We start from the raw sequence: 15,835 nt of genomic DNA on the forward strand, positions 1-15,835 counted from the left end.
CTTGGTCAGGCACGGAAATGCCAGTCGATGGAAGCCATCAGCATCAGGTAGCGCAGGGCTGCGCCGGAGTGATGGTTCTGCTTAGCCTCACCCTTCAGTTCAAGTTTCGCCCTGATGCCCAAATGTGGATTCGCTACATCGCTATTCTCTGGCGCGTGCTGACTGAACGGCCGACGAGTGTTTCCGAATTGCTGACGCCAGTAAGACTTGGCAGCCTTGGGTTTGCTGATGTCGTACACGATCAGCTCGATAGATCGAGCGTGAATACCTATGGCAGTCAGCAGCCACAAATAGTCCTGAGCATGTTCCTCGTCACGATCACGCTGGAATCGCAGGGTGGTTTCCGTCGTCCAGCAGCGCTCAACAAAATCATCAATCACGCGTTGGGCACGTTCGCTGTCGGGGCCTTCGAGCAGGTCGTAGAGGCGCTGCGCATACTCGGCCACAGCCTCACGCCCACCATGCTTTGGAGGCGAGGGCAACAGCGACAGATACGACGAACCTTCTGCATACAGAGCAGGTTGCAGCCTGTGTTTAGGGCTTGCGCTGCTTGCTCCCGGTCGCTGTTGCATATCGCGGATACAGCGTGCCCGCTCAAGCATCATTTCACGCGCCTCGGCAGAAAACTCGACCCAGTCGAGATTGACCGCTCGACCTGTCTGCTCGGCATATGAGGCATACGCCAGCATCGACTCGATAGCCAGAATTCGCCCAATCGCCCAGTTCTGCGCCACCTGTTCAGCCTGGCCTCGACTCGCCTTCTTCCGAGCACGCTTACGCTCCTTCAGGGGTCTAATGCGACCGATGATGTTGAGTAGCACGCCGCACTCAGCTGAAATGCCTTCACGGGGCTCAGTGCTCATGGTGGGTTGGCTTACTTCGGCTATCGTGGCGACGTTTGCGGCGTTGAATATCCAGTTCTGGGGATTCCACTGCCACATCATTGCCATGATCTGAGGCAGGCTATGGACGTAGTGCAACAGTGTGGTTTTTGGGCTGCCGTGCCCGAGGATGGCACTGACAATATGGACGATTCGCCGGGTGGGGCCCTCTACAGGCAACATCGCCTTACGCAACCTGAGGTCACCTCTGAGCCAGCGAGTGGTAAGGGGCAGATCTTTGAAAATCAGCTCTGGTGATAGCGCATTCTGCGCACCCATCAACTTGAGCAAAAACCACGTAGCGCAGGAATGGCGCAGGTGATGGTAATGCAGGAACTCGGAACCCGTGACTGCTCGCATGCAGTCATGTAGAGCTGGGAACAGGCAGCTCTCGCTGACCCACTGAGTTCTCAGCTGTGGGATGCAGAACAGGAATTCCGACGTTGAATTTTGGCTTTCTTCCTGCTGCCGCTCTCGATACCAGTCGATCAGCAACGTGAGCTCATCGGGCTCAAGCAGCTCACGCAGCGGCAAACTCCGAACCGCATTCTGGGTTTTCAACCCACGCTGTGCATGGGGGCGAATGAGCAGGTCAACGGGCAGCTCTATTCTGGCCTGTTCATCTTTAGATAGCCTGCGCATATGCGATTGCCGAGCTTGAATATGCGCGCACTCCGCTGCTGAAAATTCGGGCAGATGCAAATCACGTAGGCGAAGCTTTAGAGCCTCGTTACGCCGCAATCCCAACCGGAACCCCAAGATCAACAAAAGCCTCGCAGCCGTCACCAGACGTGGCGTTCGCAGCTCAAGCCCGCATGTGCCGAGCGCCTGCATAACCAATTTGTACTGCTCCTCGCTGATAATGCGAGCATCCACCCTGGTCACACCTTTGCCGATGCCTAGGATTGAGTAGGGGCTGATTGTCGGGTAGTTGTAACGACGCTGCAGAAACGTGTGAAACTCCTGGACTGCATTGGCCAGGGTGCGCCGTTTGCTATCTGTGGCCTGAGCATCCAGTGCGGATTCATACACAAGTTCCAGCGCATCAATTTCGAGCTCGAAGATGCTTATGCCATCTAACCGAGAGGAAAGTGCTGCGCCTAGTACTTGGGTATATCGCTTTATCGTGCTTCGCCCAATACTGTGGCCGTATGCGGAGGCGCCACCCAGCATGTAGGCAAGCCAACCCTGGATTAGGCCGGGAAGTTCTCCATGAGACTCCGCTTGTAAAGGGCTCTCTATGGGCAGGTTGTCCCGGATCCGATCGCGCAGTTCCTCCAGCCATGCGGGTGGGTCAGGGTTATCCTCAGTTACATCCGAAACAGATTCATCGTCATAAGTCCCCGCAGGGTCCTCGAGATCATCTAGGCCGAGAATATTGCCCCAGGATGAGGGGCGCAGTGACTGCGAGACAAAACCCTTGCGGCAGGCAAAATTCACCAGCACCTGCGGCAGCCGCAACTGCATTTGCATCCTTAGAAAATCAAACAGGTCGCTGGGATTCTCTGGATGATACTGTTCAGGTACCTCAACCTTCTTCAGGAATGCACAGACACAGCGCATGTGCCAATTTCTACGCTTTAGTTTGCCGGTGCTTTTTTGAACATCATCCACGCAGCGTATCAACAGAGCCAGCGTTGCCGGATCAGGGAACCACTGCCGAAATTCAGCGACGGCATTGCCGCGGATCGATAGCGGCAGACGTATCTCGGGAATTCCCGCTACCCAATCGATGCTGTCTGGCGTCGTGCTGAGCATGGCATTCAGCTGAGCCACATCGAGCAATCCGCCGTTGTAGGCCGCACTCATTAGTAGCAGACCAATGCGCTCATCCGTGCTGAGCGCATCGATATCCAGTTTCAGACCCTGCTGCAGGGCGTGAATCAGTTGGCAGCTGCGTTGAATTCGCTCAGCCGTGTAGACGTCAGGATTGATCGGGTTTGCTGCACGCCTGACGGCAATGGCTATTCGTGCCAGCGGAAATCCTGGGATTTGGTCCCGGACTCGCTGAGTGATGCTGCGCAGTACGTTGCGCAACGTGTGATTTGTGCCGAGCTGTGCCTCCAGTTCACGGACGTGCGTCGTCGAGATCCCGGATATGGCGCATTCACCCAACAGCCATTTGCCGAACGCCGTCCCGGACTTCTCGGCAATCGATTTCAGAAGCGCCCGCATCTCGGGCATCCATTCCGGCTCATGAGGCCGAGCCGACCAGATAACACTGCCCTGTTGATCGTTTAGACGGGGCAGATTCATTCTGTCACCCACTGGCTGCTTAGAGCCGACCAGCCAAGCTCCCTGAGTAGTGGGGTAATCCACTCATCTAGAACCTTGGCGTATACCGCAGGGCAGAACGTCGAATAGGCGTCCTGAGGCTCCTCACCCCTGAGCCAGTGCCCCATGAACGCAGCCAGCGCTTCTGAAGGACAGCCCCGCTCCGTGAGTTCCGTGCGGATGAATTTCCGGTGGGCATTGACCCGATGCGTGGTGTAACCAGATACCAGCCCCATCTGGTCGTAGATATTGCCCGGGGTAATCTCAGCCCGGCGCACTCCAGCCTGGCTAATCTGCAGGAAAAATCCCCGCGACCACTGATGATCCTCCTCATCCTGTGGCAGATAACCAATCAATTGTCGGCTGATAGACGCGCAATGCGCGAAGTAGCTTGTTATTTGCCGCCTCAACATCGGCGGCATGCAAATCAGCCGACTCATATGACGATCGTCAGAGTCCTTGTCTGACAGCGCACCCATGCCCAACACAGAATCAAACTCGTCGATGAGCATCAGAGGGTTGCGGATTGCCCTACAGGACGTGACCAACATAAACATCTGCACTGTCCAGAGGGTGAAACAGTTGTGCCAAGCGACCATCTCGCTGAGACGCCCGTTCGCTTTCCTTCTCAAGACCCTGGCCATTGCACTGATATTGCTCGCAATGGTTGCAGGCAGCAGGCAATGAGTTGCACCCACCCCACCCTGTTGGTCTGGATTTAGGTCGACATATTCATATGCGAGACCAGCACAGGCATAAACCTGCGTCAGCACTCTTACCAGTGAGGTGGTGTAAATTTTGCGAAGGTGACAGGCATCGAGCTGCAGGTAATAGCGCGGGGTTTGCGCCGAGGGGATTTCAACGCCAGACAGCATGGATGCTGCTGCTACATCCTAAGTATCAGCGACTATCTGGTGGAACAAATAACTGCGCAATTTGGCTCGCGTATAGCGTCGATCCCCCCCACCCAATTCCAGCAGCAGTGCCCTGATCTCGGCGTCCAGCTGCTCAGTTTGATAAGTGAATACCTGGTTGGCTGAGTGAGGAAATGTCCTGATCAGTTGTTTTACCAACTGGGCACTACCAGCTAGATCGGGCAATAGAATTCGCAGCAACGATGGTCGGACACCAGAAGAGGCCTGCCAACGATCATCGCCAGCCAAATCTGGGCGCTTAACTACCATACTGAACTGCGCCGAATCCCCTAGGATCAATGCCAGACCATCGGCGTCATCTTTCTCGTCATCAACGATGGATAACTGGATAATCTGCGTCGTCGACTGCCCCAGCCACAGACTGATATGCAGAGCAACAATCGCCTCCATTCGGAGCTGGATCGGAGTTGGGTCTTTTGTGTAGGAAAGCTCTTGCAGATACGAGTGGAATAGGTCGCTGGCACCAAACAATAAATTCCGCAACTCCATCAGCGTGAGCTGGTTATATGAAAATGGCAGGAACTGTCGGCTACGGACAATATGCGCCTCGACATTTTGTTGGCCTAGCAGATCGGCAACATATGGCCGTTCACAGCCCTCATCGTCCAGTACCCAAATTTCGGTTGCTGGACTCATTTCTCCGGGCGCCAGATCACCCCCAGCAGTATCGGCATGCCCAACGATAACGTCGTAATGACCTGGTAACTGATCAGGATCATCGGGATCCCCCAGCACAAAACCTCGAGTATCCTCACTGATGTAGTGGTTCAGCTCAGGCACACTCTGCTTTTTACGCTTGCCTCTATGACCGCCTCCGCCACCACCCACGCGTGGCAACTCGCCGTTGCAGTAACGAACAAATCTGGCGATAGCAGCAAAACTATCGGAATTCTCTGACCTTGACTTACTAGGTAAAAAACCTCTGCAACTCGCCACGAACCCCTCAGTACTCCCCCAAATATTTAGTTCGGAAGCGATTGAGACAGTTTGCAGCTTGCATAGATTGCCGATGGCCTTGTAAACATCATAGCGCTGGTCTAGCAAGCGATTAGTAGCGGTTTTCTGAGATGCGACGAGCAACTGTGCAAGAAGTCGCTCATAGTTCTGTTTGTTTTCGTGGTCTCTGAATATGTGCAGGAACGTGGCGTATGGAAATCCGAATGTTTTTACGCCTTTATGTAGAACAGGATTGTTCGCCGACCCTTTATTTCCTAGCCAAAATTGCTCGCCTAGACGTTCTCGGACATTTGGTTGGCGGGATAGGGAAATGAGCCATCTGCAGGCCTCATGCAAAACGACGTCATCAGCGCTATCAAGACCAATGGGCAGGCCAACACTGCATGCGCGGAGCACTCGTAGGAGCTGATCAATCGCACGTGGCAAGTCAATGAGCTCAGGATGAGCACCAAGCAGATTGAGGATTTCGCCGATAACTCGAGGTGACTGCCCCTGCTCCGAGGCGAGGTTAAGCAGAATTTCACGCTTGCTCATTTCTCACCCCCACAGCCCTTAAGCGGTTTTACTCCGACCAGCCGAGATAGATGGGCGTGGCTGCGATATTCGTGAGGCCACTGCTCCGCTGCAGATTCTATATGCGCATATAAATCGCGTACCTGCTGTGGCGTAATCTGAGCCAGGGCAGGCGCAACTAGGCGCTCAATCAGCACGAGTTGGTAGGCGCAATCCTTGATTCGCCCCCTCGACCATTCAATGCACTGCACCGGCGTTTCTGGATCCATATATGTTTTTAGCCATCGATACAGCGTCGTTTGGCCGATACAGAGCGCATCCGGCCTACTGATGACCAACGGGTAGAGCATATTGATGCGCAAGGCCATAGCCCTGGGGATCAGAGCCTGATCTGGAACCCCTACAGGAGCTAGATCCAGATCTCGCTCAATACGAGAAAATTCGGGATGCACTCCTTGGATGTCGCGTAATTTGATCGTCAACATGACGCCTCTCTCTAGTGATATGACTACTAGACAATGCGAGGCGCGAGCCCCCGATTAAGGGGAGTGAATTGGACTGTGACGAAATTTTTTGTTCGCTAATTGACGTGGTGACTTACCTCTTTGCCAACGGCCGCTTTTGCTAATTCCGCGCATGCGCGGAAAATCGCCGAACACACTGCAACGATGCCATCAAAGAAAGCACTGAAATTTCCGCGCATGCGCGGGTTTAACTAGCAAATGGGCTTCGCTGAACCCGGAATCAGAAGGGCACCGTACACGCCGAAAAAATGGGGCGATATCAAATCCCGACTGCATCAATCTGAAAAATAGGGGGTAGTCCGACCGCACTCTGAATACGAGGTCAGGCAAAAACTGCCTGGCTACATCTCGTTTTAGGAGCACGCATATGGGAGATTGGAAGGCATGCATCGGAAAGATGAGCGACCGCGAAATAGCGCGGCGCTTTGGCCTTGGAGCGAGCAGTGTCCGGCGTTACCGCCACTCAATTGGCATTCCTGAGTTTCACCCAGAAGACATTGAGTTGCCGGCTGAGCTGATTGAGCAGCTCGCTACAAGAACGAACTATCAACTGGCAAAAGAGTTCGGGGTCTCCATCAAGCACATCAAGCGAAAGCGAGGTGAGCTGAGAATCCAGGAGCCCAAGACTGCCCGGACACGCTTCAAACCCCTTGAGGACATCTGGACCAATGAAGCCATTGCCATGCTCGGGCAGATGCCGGATACCGAGGTCGCTGATCGTCTGGATATCAGCAACTTTCCAGTCAAAAAGAAACGTCACGAGCTTGGAATACAGGCATACAAACGTCCGTTACCAGAAATAACACCTGAAATTGCATCTGCGTTTGGTGTCGTTTCCGACGCTGAGCTTGCACGCCAACTGGGTGTATCAGTGAATTACATCCGCAAAGCGCGGATCAAGGCGAGCCAGCAATAAAGCGCAGACTCGCTTCAAAGCAGATAACACGGGCAGTCAGATCAGATGGCTGACTGCCAACTAACCACGAAGTCAGGCTTTAAACCGCGTACGGACGGCCTCACCACCTGATGCGCAGGGCTCATTCAGCTAGCGCCACGCGCATCCATTTGGGCATATTGCAGTCCAACAAGGTGGCCAGCTCTCCGGGGTGGAGTGCTGCTTTAATCGCATCGATGCACTCCTGAGTGGCGCCATCTTTTCCGAGATAATAAAGAGCACTGATAGCCATCCCGACCCTGGTTCCGGAGCACTGCATAACCATCGGAGCAGCATGCACGAGCCTGATCTCGGCCTTCTCTATAGATAGAGATCGACTAGGGCCGCTGGTGTAAAAGATAGGCATGACCGGCATCTGTGTGCTTAGCCCGAATCGCCTCACTGCATCAGCACCGTGAATCTGTAGTTTCCAACGGCTCTGCCTGGCAATCACACTCAGCAAGTCCCAAGGCCCAGGGCGACTAACCCGGCCGGTGTATTGGCTGGTTTTCGGCCGCATGTAGATGCCGCGGTACACGCGCACAAGCTCACCGCGGAGAACCAGTTGGGCGACTGCCTTGGAGATGGCCGAGCTTGAACCAAGCTCTGCAAGACACCTGATGCTGAAAGGCCTCCCCCTGCGCAGACGCTTAACACGCTGCGTGACGAGGTGAGATACCGACTGTTCAGAATGGGAGCGGGGCATCGCTATTCTGTCGAATCCAGCGAAGAGCAGAGCAATGGCTGGTGAAAGGCGATCACTCGTTGCCGGTATTCGACTTCAAGCGCTTCGTTTACCAGGCATTCCTCAAGGCGTCCCAGCGAGAAAACCTGGGCCGCAGAGGGATAGTGCCTGAGCAGGCTTTTCGCATAGCTGCGGATATCCTGCGGTAATCCCGTATGACGGGATAGCTCACGCAGGAATTCCTCGGTTTTGACAATGGCGCGGGTTCTTTCATAAGGAAGGGTCAATCTCGCTATCTCCTGGCCATAAACGTAAAGTCCCGGGCCGCTGGCTCGCCAGCGCCCGCCACCTAGCGCGCAGTTAGGGTGCAATGCCAACCAGTGTTTGCCGAGCAGAAAGCTGCAAAGCCTGCAGTCTTGGGAGATCCCATGCAGACCAATCCGGGTCAGTGTGCACGATCATGGCTGCGCTCCGTCTTGGCCTCCTGCCGTTCCATCCACTTGGCCAGGCCCCATATCGTGGTTCCCAGCGCAAGCAGCAGCCAAAGCAACCATTGCGGTACTTGATATTGGGTGCTTAGCAAGAGACCTGCACCACCGCAAAGCATCACCACGAAAAACCATCTCATCAGCGTCTGCTCCCGATTACTTACGAGGCACACGTTAACTCGATGTTTTGCTGCGCTAACGCAGATGCTGCAAATTTCGTCAGGCCCCAGGCTGGGAAATGAGGACGGCATGCTTGCAGGCATGAAGGCGCTGCTTTCCGTGCCCCGAGTCAGCTCGCCGTGGATGACAAGGATCGGGCCGCACGCTAACGGCTAGGTCAGATGAGGCGCCGGCAAAGCGAAAAGAAGAAGAGGACGCACCACTGGCCCAAGCACGAACTCCATAGAGCCCCTACTGCATAAAAATATTGACAGCAGCAGGAAGCTAGACGATATTGATTTCGCCATCATCTCAGTACGAGCTGTACGGAGATAAAAATGAGGTGCGGCAGGTGGCAGCCTGCCGCGATTGCAATAACTGACCCGTTAGGAGAGCTAAAGCTATGAAACTGTACCAAATCGCCTATGACCTGCGTAAGCAGCGTAACTACCAAGCCCTGTATGACCGCATCAAAGCCTATGGCACCTGGTGTCGGCCGCTGGAGTCCACTTGGATTGTTGCCACGAGCCAGAGCGCCACTCAGGTAAGGGATAACCTCAAAGCAGCAATGGATGCTGATGACGGCTTACTGGTAACCCGGCTGCAGGGAGACGCCGCCTGGTTTGGGCTGGACGCCGAAAAAACTCAGTGGTTACAAAATCAGTATCAGCGTTGCGAAGCCTGATGAACGCCTGCGCCAAGGATGGCGCTTCTACCCAGAGTTACTTATGCCAAACCCGTCATTCAAATTGAGCGATGTGGCCGATGTCCGTTCTGGATACACCTTCCGCGGCGCGTTGGAGCATGACCCTGCTGGTGATATCCGTGTTCTACAGATCAAGGATCTGCGTCAAAGCTCGGCCATTGAGCCGGACACGCTAACGGCCATCAGCTGGGATGCGCGCACCTCACCGCCGCTGCTCCAATCAGGCGACATCGCGGTGATCGCCCGTGGCGACAACAACAAGGCTGCTCTCTTCACGGGGCAGCAACCGGTTGTTGCCACCAGCCAGTTCTTTATTGTCAGCACAAAAAAACAGGATGTCTTACCCGAATACCTGTGCTGGCTCATCAATCTGCCTCAAAGCCAGCGAAGCCTTGAGCGCAGCGGCAGTGCGATTCAGGCCATCAGCAAAGCGTCCTTGCTGGATATGAGAATTCCCCTTCCGCCACTCGCCACTCAGCAGAAGCTGATTGCTCTGCAAGCGCTATGGGACGAAGAGGATGAGCTGATCGCACGCCTGCAAACCAACAGAGAGCAAATGCTGCAAGGCATTTACCAGCACCTTATTAAGGATTGAACCATGAGCGACAAAGTAAACCAGGACGACATCAACAAGGCGCTGTGGGCTGCCTGCGATACCTTCCGCGGCACCATCAGTGCGGACACCTATAAAGATTTCATCCTCACCATGCTGTTCCTCAAGTACATCAGCGATGTCTGGCAGGACCACTACGACAGCTACAGGATGGAATACGGCGATGAGCCGGAACTGATCGAGGAGATGCTCAAGAACGAGCGTTTCGTGTTACCGCGCAATGCCAACTTCTATGCCCTTTACGATCGACGTTATGAGCCGGGCAATGGCGAGCGCATCGATCAGGCACTGCATGCCATTGAAGAAGCCAACGGCACCAAGCTCAAGGATGCCGGCAAGAGCGTGTTCCAGGACATCTCCTTCAACACCGACAAGCTGGGCGAGGAGAAGCAGAAGAACACCATCCTGCGCCACCTGCTCGAAGACTTCGCCCGTGAAGAGCTCGACCTCAAACCATCCCGCGTCGGCAGCCTGGACGTGATTGGCAACGCCTACGAGTACCTGATCAAAAACTTCGCCGCCAGCGGCGGGCAGAAAGCTGGTGAGTTCTACACCCCACCGGAAGTTTCCGAGCTGATCGCCGAACTGCTCGACCCGCAACCGGGCGACAGCATCTGCGACCCGGCCTGCGGCTCGGCCTCGCTGCTGATGAAGTGCGGGCGCAAGGTGCGCGAGCACCACAACAGCAAGCAATACGCCCTCTATGGCCAGGAAGCGATCGGCTCCACCTGGTCGCTGGCCAAGATGAACATGTTTCTCCATGGCGAGGACAACCACAAGATTGAGTGGGGCGACACCCTGCGCAACCCCAAGCTGCTCGATACCAATGGGCAATTGCTGAAGTTCGATATCGTCACCGCTAACCCGCCGTTCTCGCTGGACAAGTGGGGCCATGACGAAGCCGAGCACGATCAGTTTGGGCGCTTCAAACGCGGTATTCCGCCGAAAACCAAAGGTGACTTCGCCTTTATCCTGCACATGGTCGAAACCCTGAAAGCCAAGACCGGGCGCATGGCGGTGATCGTGCCTCACGGTGTGCTGTTCCGCGGCTCCAGCGAAGGCAAGATTCGCCAGCAGTTGATCGAGGAAAACCTTCTGGATGCCGTGATCGGCCTACCGGAGAAGCTTTTCTACGGCACCGGCATCCCCGCTGCAATCTTGGTCTTCAGCAAAGCCAAGACCGATGAAACCGTACTGTTTATCGACGCGAGCCGAGACTTCAAGTCAGGTAAAAACCAGAACGTGCTGGGGGATGAGCAGATCAAAAACATCCTAGTAACTTATCGCCACCGCATTAACTCGGATAAGTACAGCCACCGTGCCAGCCTGCAGGAAATTCGCGACAACGATTACAATCTAAATATCCCTCGCTATGTGGATACCTTTGAAGAAGAGGAAACAGTCGACTTGCTGCTTGTGCGCAAAGAGCGGGAGAAGCTGAAGGCGAAGCTGGCTGAGCTGGAAGTGCAGATGGATGTGTACTTAAAGGAGCTAGGCTATGGTGCGTAGCGCTCAAGAAAGCAACATACCTACTGACTGGAAGTATGACCTCCTCGATAATTTTACTGTTCGCGGCAGTGGCCATACGCCTAACAAAGAGAAATCCAATTATTGGAACGGGGGCATAAAATGGGTTTCGCTTGCCGACTCTTTTAATTTAGACAAAGGACTCATTTTTAATACTGATAAGGAGATCTCAGAAGAAGGCATCCAGAACTCATCTGCTGTTCTGCACCCAGCAGGAACCGTAATTTTGTCCCGTGATGCGGGTGTTGGAAAAAGTGCCATTCTGGCTAGCCCTATGGCAGTCAGCCAGCATTTTATCGCATGGCGCTGTGACAATAGCCAAAAAATGAATAGCTGGTTTCTATATAACTGGCTACAAATGATGAAACCAGAGTTTGAGCGTCAGGCGGTGGGCTCAACCATAAAAACCATTGGCCTGCCATATTTCAAAAAACTAAAAATTGCCGTACCACCCCATCACGAGCAAGAAAAAATCGCCAAGATTCTCTCCACTTGGGATCAGGCCATCGCTACTGCCGAGCAACTTCTGGAAAACAGCCTGCAGCAGAAAAAGGCTTTGATGCAGCAGCTGCTTGGCAGTCATGAAAGCGCTGAGGAAGATGGGGAGCAGGACTTCAAGCGTATATCCGAAATTGCAGAGCGCATTCAAAGAAAGTCTGATGGCGGCGATCACCCAGTGCTTACCATATCATCCCTCAGCGGATTTGTTCGGCAGGATGAAAAATATAATCGCTTTATGGCTGGCAAGAGCGTCGAGAGCTATATCCTGCTCAAGCGTGGCGAGTTTGCTTACAACAAAGGAAACTCCAAGACCTATGAATTTGGCTGCATATTTGATCTAGATTCTTTTGACGCCGGCCTAGTGCCTCATGTTTATGTCTGCTTTAAGCTAAAGCCGGGTCTTAGTCACCGCTATTTCAAGTATCTATTTGAGGCTGACTACCTGAAGCCTCAGCTTGGCCAGCTGGTCAATACTGGTGTTCGCAACAATGGCCTGCTCAACATCAAGCCTAGTGAGTTCATGAACACTAAGGTTCCGGTGCCTTCTCTGGAGGAACAAGAGCGGATTGCAGATATCCTGCATGTCGCCAGCAAGCAGGTTATTGCGCTAGAGCAGAAGCTCGCTTGCCTAAAGCAGGAGAAAAAAGCCCTGATGCAGCAGCTACTTACCGGCAAGCGTAGAGTCACTGTTGATGCCAAGGGGGCTATGTGAAGGATCGCACTATTAATTTTCGGCTGACCGATTGCGCTGGGCATGTAACGAATTTTCTAAGCTTGCGTTCCTTTCTGACGTTCTGTGAGGCAGAAGCAAGCTTTTGGAAGGAGCGTAAACAGATAGTCCAGACCGATAGAAATAGCGCTAACCATACACATCTGAATGCAGGCGATGTATTCACCCGAGCGGCAGATACGATTCAGGGTTGGAAGGACAACATAGAGGTTTGGAGCGACGATGATCTAAGCCGTCAGCTACAGCAGCTTCAGCAAAGCTATTTTCAGCGATTACAGCGAGACTGGCTTTGGCGTGGTCATCCTTTTGTTGAACCATTCGTCCAGTGCCTCAAAGAACATGGCGATAATACAGCTAATGCATTCTTGGACTTTTCGATTCGAAAATCCGTACAGAATATTAGCAATATCGAGCATTTCAAAGGCTACATGTATGCTTATGAATTTGCCAATCAGGACTCTCAAATAGTAAAGCGCCGCCATGGTGAGAAATTGTCTCTTGGGCATCTGCGCACGCAGTTCGCCGACGCCCAAGACAAACTATTCACTGAGTTTGGCGAGCTGAAATCTGAAATTACAGATTGGGATACACAGAATAGGGCTTCTAGCAGCAGACTTGCTAAAGTACAAAAAGCATTAGGCCGCCGAAAGATAAAGTCGCAATCCAATGCATTTGAACGACAATTAGCCGAATGGACTGAGAAAGTCACGACCCTTGAAAGCACTTATGAAGAAAAGCTGAAACTGAAAAAACCTGCCGAATATTGGGCAAAATCGGCGCGTAAGTATGGAATACAAGGCGGGCTTTGGACGCTAGCTATTGTTGCTTTGGTTATCGTCGCAGCGATAAATTTTCAAGAAATCTTTGTCACGTGGCTGCAAGGCCGCGAGACTCCCGTTCAGCTCAACACGATACAAGGGGTTATCCTTTTCGGTTCCCTTGCGGGTGTGTATGCGTTCTTGCTGAGGGTATTGTCGAGGCTGGCGTTTAGTTCGTTCCACCTTATGCGCGATGCCGAAGAGCGTGAGCAGCTAACCTACCTATATTTGTCACTCACTAACGAAGCAGAGATCGACAAGGAATCGAGAGATATTGTCTTGCAGGCCCTATTCAGCCGCAGCGAAACCGGCTTACTGGCGCAGGAGCATGGACCGACCATGCCCGGAGCATCAGAGATGCTGCGCTCAACGCTAAGAGGTAGAGGCCAATAACATGGATGCTAATGACCTGATCCTTTACACCAGTGACGACGGCGAAGCTCAACTAGTGCTCCGCGTACTGGATGGCCAAGTATGGCTGACGCAACTAGAAATGGCCGAGCTGTACCAAACCAGCAAACAGAACATCAGCTTGCATGTGCAGAACGTCCTCGCTGAGGGCGAGTTGACAGAGGAGGCAACCGTCAAGGAAAACTTGACAGTTCAAGCCGAGGGCTCACGCCAAGTCAGGCGCAACCTAGCGTACTACGCCCTGCCGATGATCATCGCCGTGGGCTACCGGGTGCGCTCAACTCGTGGCACCCAGTTTCGTCAGTGGGCCACCCGCACCTTGGGTGAGTACCTGCAGAAGGGCTTCGTGATGGACGACGCCCGCTTGAAGGAGCCCCGCTGGGACTACTTCGATGAGCTGCTCAAGCGCATCCGTGACATACGGGCCTCGGAGAAGCGCTTCTACCAAAAGGTACGTGATCTCTTCACTCTGGCCGAGGATTACCGCGCCAATGAGCAGGACACCGCCCGCTTGTTTGCCGAAGTGCAGAACAAGCTGTTCTTCGCCGTTACCGGCCACACCGCCGCCGAGCTGATAGTGCAGCGCGCCGATGCCAGCGCACCCAATATGAACCTGCTTAGTTTCAAGGGCGACCGGGTGCGCAAAGCCGATGTTGTGGTGGCCAAGAACTACCTGAATGCCGAGGAACTAGACCAGCTCAATCGCTTGGTCGGCATGTTCCTCGACTTCGCTGAGCTACGCGCCGAGCAGCGTAAGCACTTGATGCTCGCCGATTGGCGGCAATACATCGACAGCTTTATGGCCTTCAACGAGCAACCGCTGCTACGCACTGCCGGCAGCATCAGCCACGAGCAGATGAAGCAGGTGGCACATGAGCGTTATGAGACGTTTGACCAACACCGCCGCAGCGCCGAGGCTTTGGCCGCCGATGCTCAAGAGCTGGCAGAGCTTGAACGTCTGGAAAAGCGCCTGAGTGCAAAGAAGAAATCCAAGTGACCGAATTGCCCGCTCACTCGATCAGGGAGTTACACCATGGATTTGGAACAACTGCGCGCACTGCTGGCGAAGGCCGAGCGCTTTTATCAGCCTGAGCGAGAGCCGAGCATTTTTGCCTTGGGTGGGCGCGGCTATTACGAAAACCCCACCACGGATTTGCTGGCGTTCTTCCTCAATCCAGCGCAGGTGCATGGACTGGAAGAGTGCTTCCTCACTGCGCTGCTGAATTGCCTGCCCAATACCTCAATGCTGACGCCTAGTTTGCGAGCGGCGCCCCAGCGCGAGGTGGTCACCCATAACAGCAACCGTATCGACCTGGTGCTCCCCGGTGATGGATGGGATCTGCTCTTGGAAAACAAGATTTTCCACGGACAAGTGAACCCCTTTGCCGACTATGAAGCCTTCGCTCAGCGCAAACTCAATGACGGTGAGCGCCCGCTGGTTTATGCCGTGCTCTCACCATCAGGCAAAAGCGTGCGGGTCGCATGGCATGGCTTGAGTTATGCGAAGTTTATTGACGCTGCACGTCAGCAACTGGCTCAGCGCATGCTGACTCATCCTGTAGATAAGTGGCAGGTGTTTGCCCGCGACTTCCTGCTGCATCTGGAAAACATCACTGTGGAGAAGGCCATGGACGCCAAAGCCGTCAACTTTGTTATCGAGCACCTGCATCAAATCAACAAGCTGACGCGCCTCAAGGACCAGGTCATTGATGCCCTCGACGCTAAGGTGCTCGACAAGCTCGATGCCGAGGTGCCCGGCTATGCGCGTTATACCCGGCGGCACAATTGGAAGAATGGCCCCGCACTGCGTTATGCCTCCGACAACTGGAAAACTTGGTCTGACGTTGTGCTCTACCTGAGCGGTGCCAACAGCACGATGAAGCCATCGGTACGGGTATACCTGTGTGATGTTGATGAGACGCTGCAAGAGCAGGGCCGAAAGCTCTTCACGGGTAACGAAACCAAGGTATGGAGTGAGGGGAAGAACAACAGCATCCTGGGTTTTAGCTGGGTGCTGGATCACTTTGATGAAGAGGAAGTGCTTGGCCTGATCGTTGAGAAAATGAAGCTGCTGATGACTTTCGAAAACGGAATACGTGCGCAAGTCGGTCAGCACACTGAGGCTTAATTACATTGTCTGTCAGATTACCTGGCGGCTTTTGACCATGTGGTAGCCATG

General features: G+C 53.8%; 15 protein-coding genes. 8 read left to right on the top strand and 7 right to left on the bottom strand.

Features of this window, described 5'->3' with window-relative positions; translation table 11 throughout:
* Positions 1-5 precede the first annotated feature (5 nt).
* The 4 genes from V0R59_RS05140 to V0R59_RS05155 all read right to left on the bottom strand — a co-directional run bounded on the left by V0R59_RS05140 (position 6) and on the right by V0R59_RS05155 (position 6,045).
* Positions 6-3,065 carry a hypothetical protein gene (locus tag V0R59_RS05140; protein WP_175563952.1) on the bottom strand — a complete coding sequence of 1,020 codons (3,060 nt, stop codon included), beginning with the start codon at positions 3,063-3,065 and terminating at the stop codon, positions 6-8.
* 68 nt (positions 3,066-3,133) lie between these two features.
* The gene (locus V0R59_RS05145) at positions 3,134-4,030 is read right to left on the bottom strand and encodes a site-specific integrase (RefSeq protein WP_330072650.1); all 897 of its coding nucleotides are present in this window, start codon (positions 4,028-4,030) and stop codon (positions 3,134-3,136) included.
* 18 nt (positions 4,031-4,048) lie between these two features.
* Complete coding sequence (locus tag V0R59_RS05150) at positions 4,049-5,581, bottom strand: hypothetical protein (RefSeq protein WP_330072651.1); 1,533 nt, start codon at positions 5,579-5,581, stop codon at positions 4,049-4,051.
* On the bottom strand, positions 5,578-6,045 hold the full coding sequence (locus V0R59_RS05155; protein ID WP_071534858.1) for a hypothetical protein: 468 nt from the start codon (positions 6,043-6,045) through the stop codon (positions 5,578-5,580). Before V0R59_RS05155 ends, V0R59_RS05150 begins: the two co-directional genes overlap by 4 nt.
* 436 nt (positions 6,046-6,481) lie before the next feature.
* Here V0R59_RS05155 and V0R59_RS05160 point away from each other — a divergent pair, with 436 nt between their 5' ends.
* Positions 6,482-7,000 carry a hypothetical protein gene (locus V0R59_RS05160; protein WP_235583574.1) on the top strand — a complete coding sequence of 173 codons (519 nt, stop codon included), beginning with the start codon at positions 6,482-6,484 and terminating at the stop codon, positions 6,998-7,000.
* A gap of 121 nt (positions 7,001-7,121) precedes the next feature.
* Here V0R59_RS05160 and V0R59_RS05165 read toward each other — a convergent pair whose 3' ends face one another.
* The 3 genes from V0R59_RS05165 to V0R59_RS05175 all read right to left on the bottom strand — a co-directional run bounded on the left by V0R59_RS05165 (position 7,122) and on the right by V0R59_RS05175 (position 8,331).
* Positions 7,122-7,724, bottom strand: coding sequence for a DUF6088 family protein (locus V0R59_RS05165; protein WP_033991383.1), 603 nt, complete (start codon positions 7,722-7,724; stop codon positions 7,122-7,124).
* A 2-nt stretch (positions 7,725-7,726) separates the two neighbouring features.
* Positions 7,727-7,990 (bottom strand): BPSL0761 family protein, encoded by a 264-nt coding sequence (locus V0R59_RS05170; RefSeq protein WP_071534857.1) that lies wholly within the window; start codon positions 7,988-7,990, stop codon positions 7,727-7,729.
* A gap of 158 nt (positions 7,991-8,148) precedes the next feature.
* Positions 8,149-8,331, bottom strand: coding sequence for a hypothetical protein (locus tag V0R59_RS05175; RefSeq protein WP_033991386.1), 183 nt, complete (start codon positions 8,329-8,331; stop codon positions 8,149-8,151).
* 422 nt (positions 8,332-8,753) lie between these two features.
* Between V0R59_RS05175 and V0R59_RS05180 the strand changes: the two genes are divergently transcribed.
* Genes V0R59_RS05180 through V0R59_RS05210 form a run of 7 tightly spaced genes read left to right on the top strand, consistent with a single transcriptional unit; the run spans position 8,754 to position 15,784 of the window.
* Positions 8,754-9,035 (top strand): hypothetical protein, encoded by a 282-nt coding sequence (locus V0R59_RS05180; RefSeq protein WP_033991388.1) that lies wholly within the window; start codon positions 8,754-8,756, stop codon positions 9,033-9,035.
* A complete protein-coding gene (locus V0R59_RS05185; protein ID WP_223656452.1) occupies positions 8,974-9,651 on the top strand; it encodes a restriction endonuclease subunit S in 678 nt (225 codons plus the stop codon). The genes V0R59_RS05180 and V0R59_RS05185 overlap by 62 nt, the downstream gene beginning before the upstream one ends.
* Before the next feature lie 3 nt (positions 9,652-9,654).
* The gene (locus tag V0R59_RS05190; RefSeq protein ID WP_033991389.1) at positions 9,655-11,178 is read left to right on the top strand and encodes a type I restriction-modification system subunit M; all 1,524 of its coding nucleotides are present in this window, start codon (positions 9,655-9,657) and stop codon (positions 11,176-11,178) included.
* Positions 11,168-12,409, top strand: a complete 1,242-nt coding sequence (locus V0R59_RS05195) for a restriction endonuclease subunit S (RefSeq protein ID WP_071534856.1) — start codon at positions 11,168-11,170, stop codon at positions 12,407-12,409. The genes V0R59_RS05190 and V0R59_RS05195 overlap by 11 nt, the downstream gene beginning before the upstream one ends.
* On the top strand, positions 12,406-13,638 hold the full coding sequence (locus V0R59_RS05200) for a DUF6161 domain-containing protein (RefSeq protein WP_126071267.1): 1,233 nt from the start codon (positions 12,406-12,408) through the stop codon (positions 13,636-13,638). Before V0R59_RS05195 ends, V0R59_RS05200 begins: the two co-directional genes overlap by 4 nt.
* A 1-nt stretch (position 13,639) precedes the next feature.
* Positions 13,640-14,653, top strand: coding sequence for a virulence RhuM family protein (locus tag V0R59_RS05205; RefSeq protein ID WP_003291346.1), 1,014 nt, complete (start codon positions 13,640-13,642; stop codon positions 14,651-14,653).
* A 36-nt stretch (positions 14,654-14,689) separates the two neighbouring features.
* Entirely contained in the window at positions 14,690-15,784 is a 1,095-nt protein-coding gene (locus V0R59_RS05210; RefSeq protein ID WP_003291345.1) for a PD-(D/E)XK nuclease family protein, read from the top strand.
* Positions 15,785-15,835 lie beyond the last annotated feature (51 nt).

It is taken from the genome of Pseudomonas ulcerans (assembly GCF_036324125.1).
In the GTDB taxonomy this organism is placed as follows: Bacteria; Pseudomonadota; Gammaproteobacteria; order Pseudomonadales; family Pseudomonadaceae; genus Aquipseudomonas; species Aquipseudomonas ulcerans.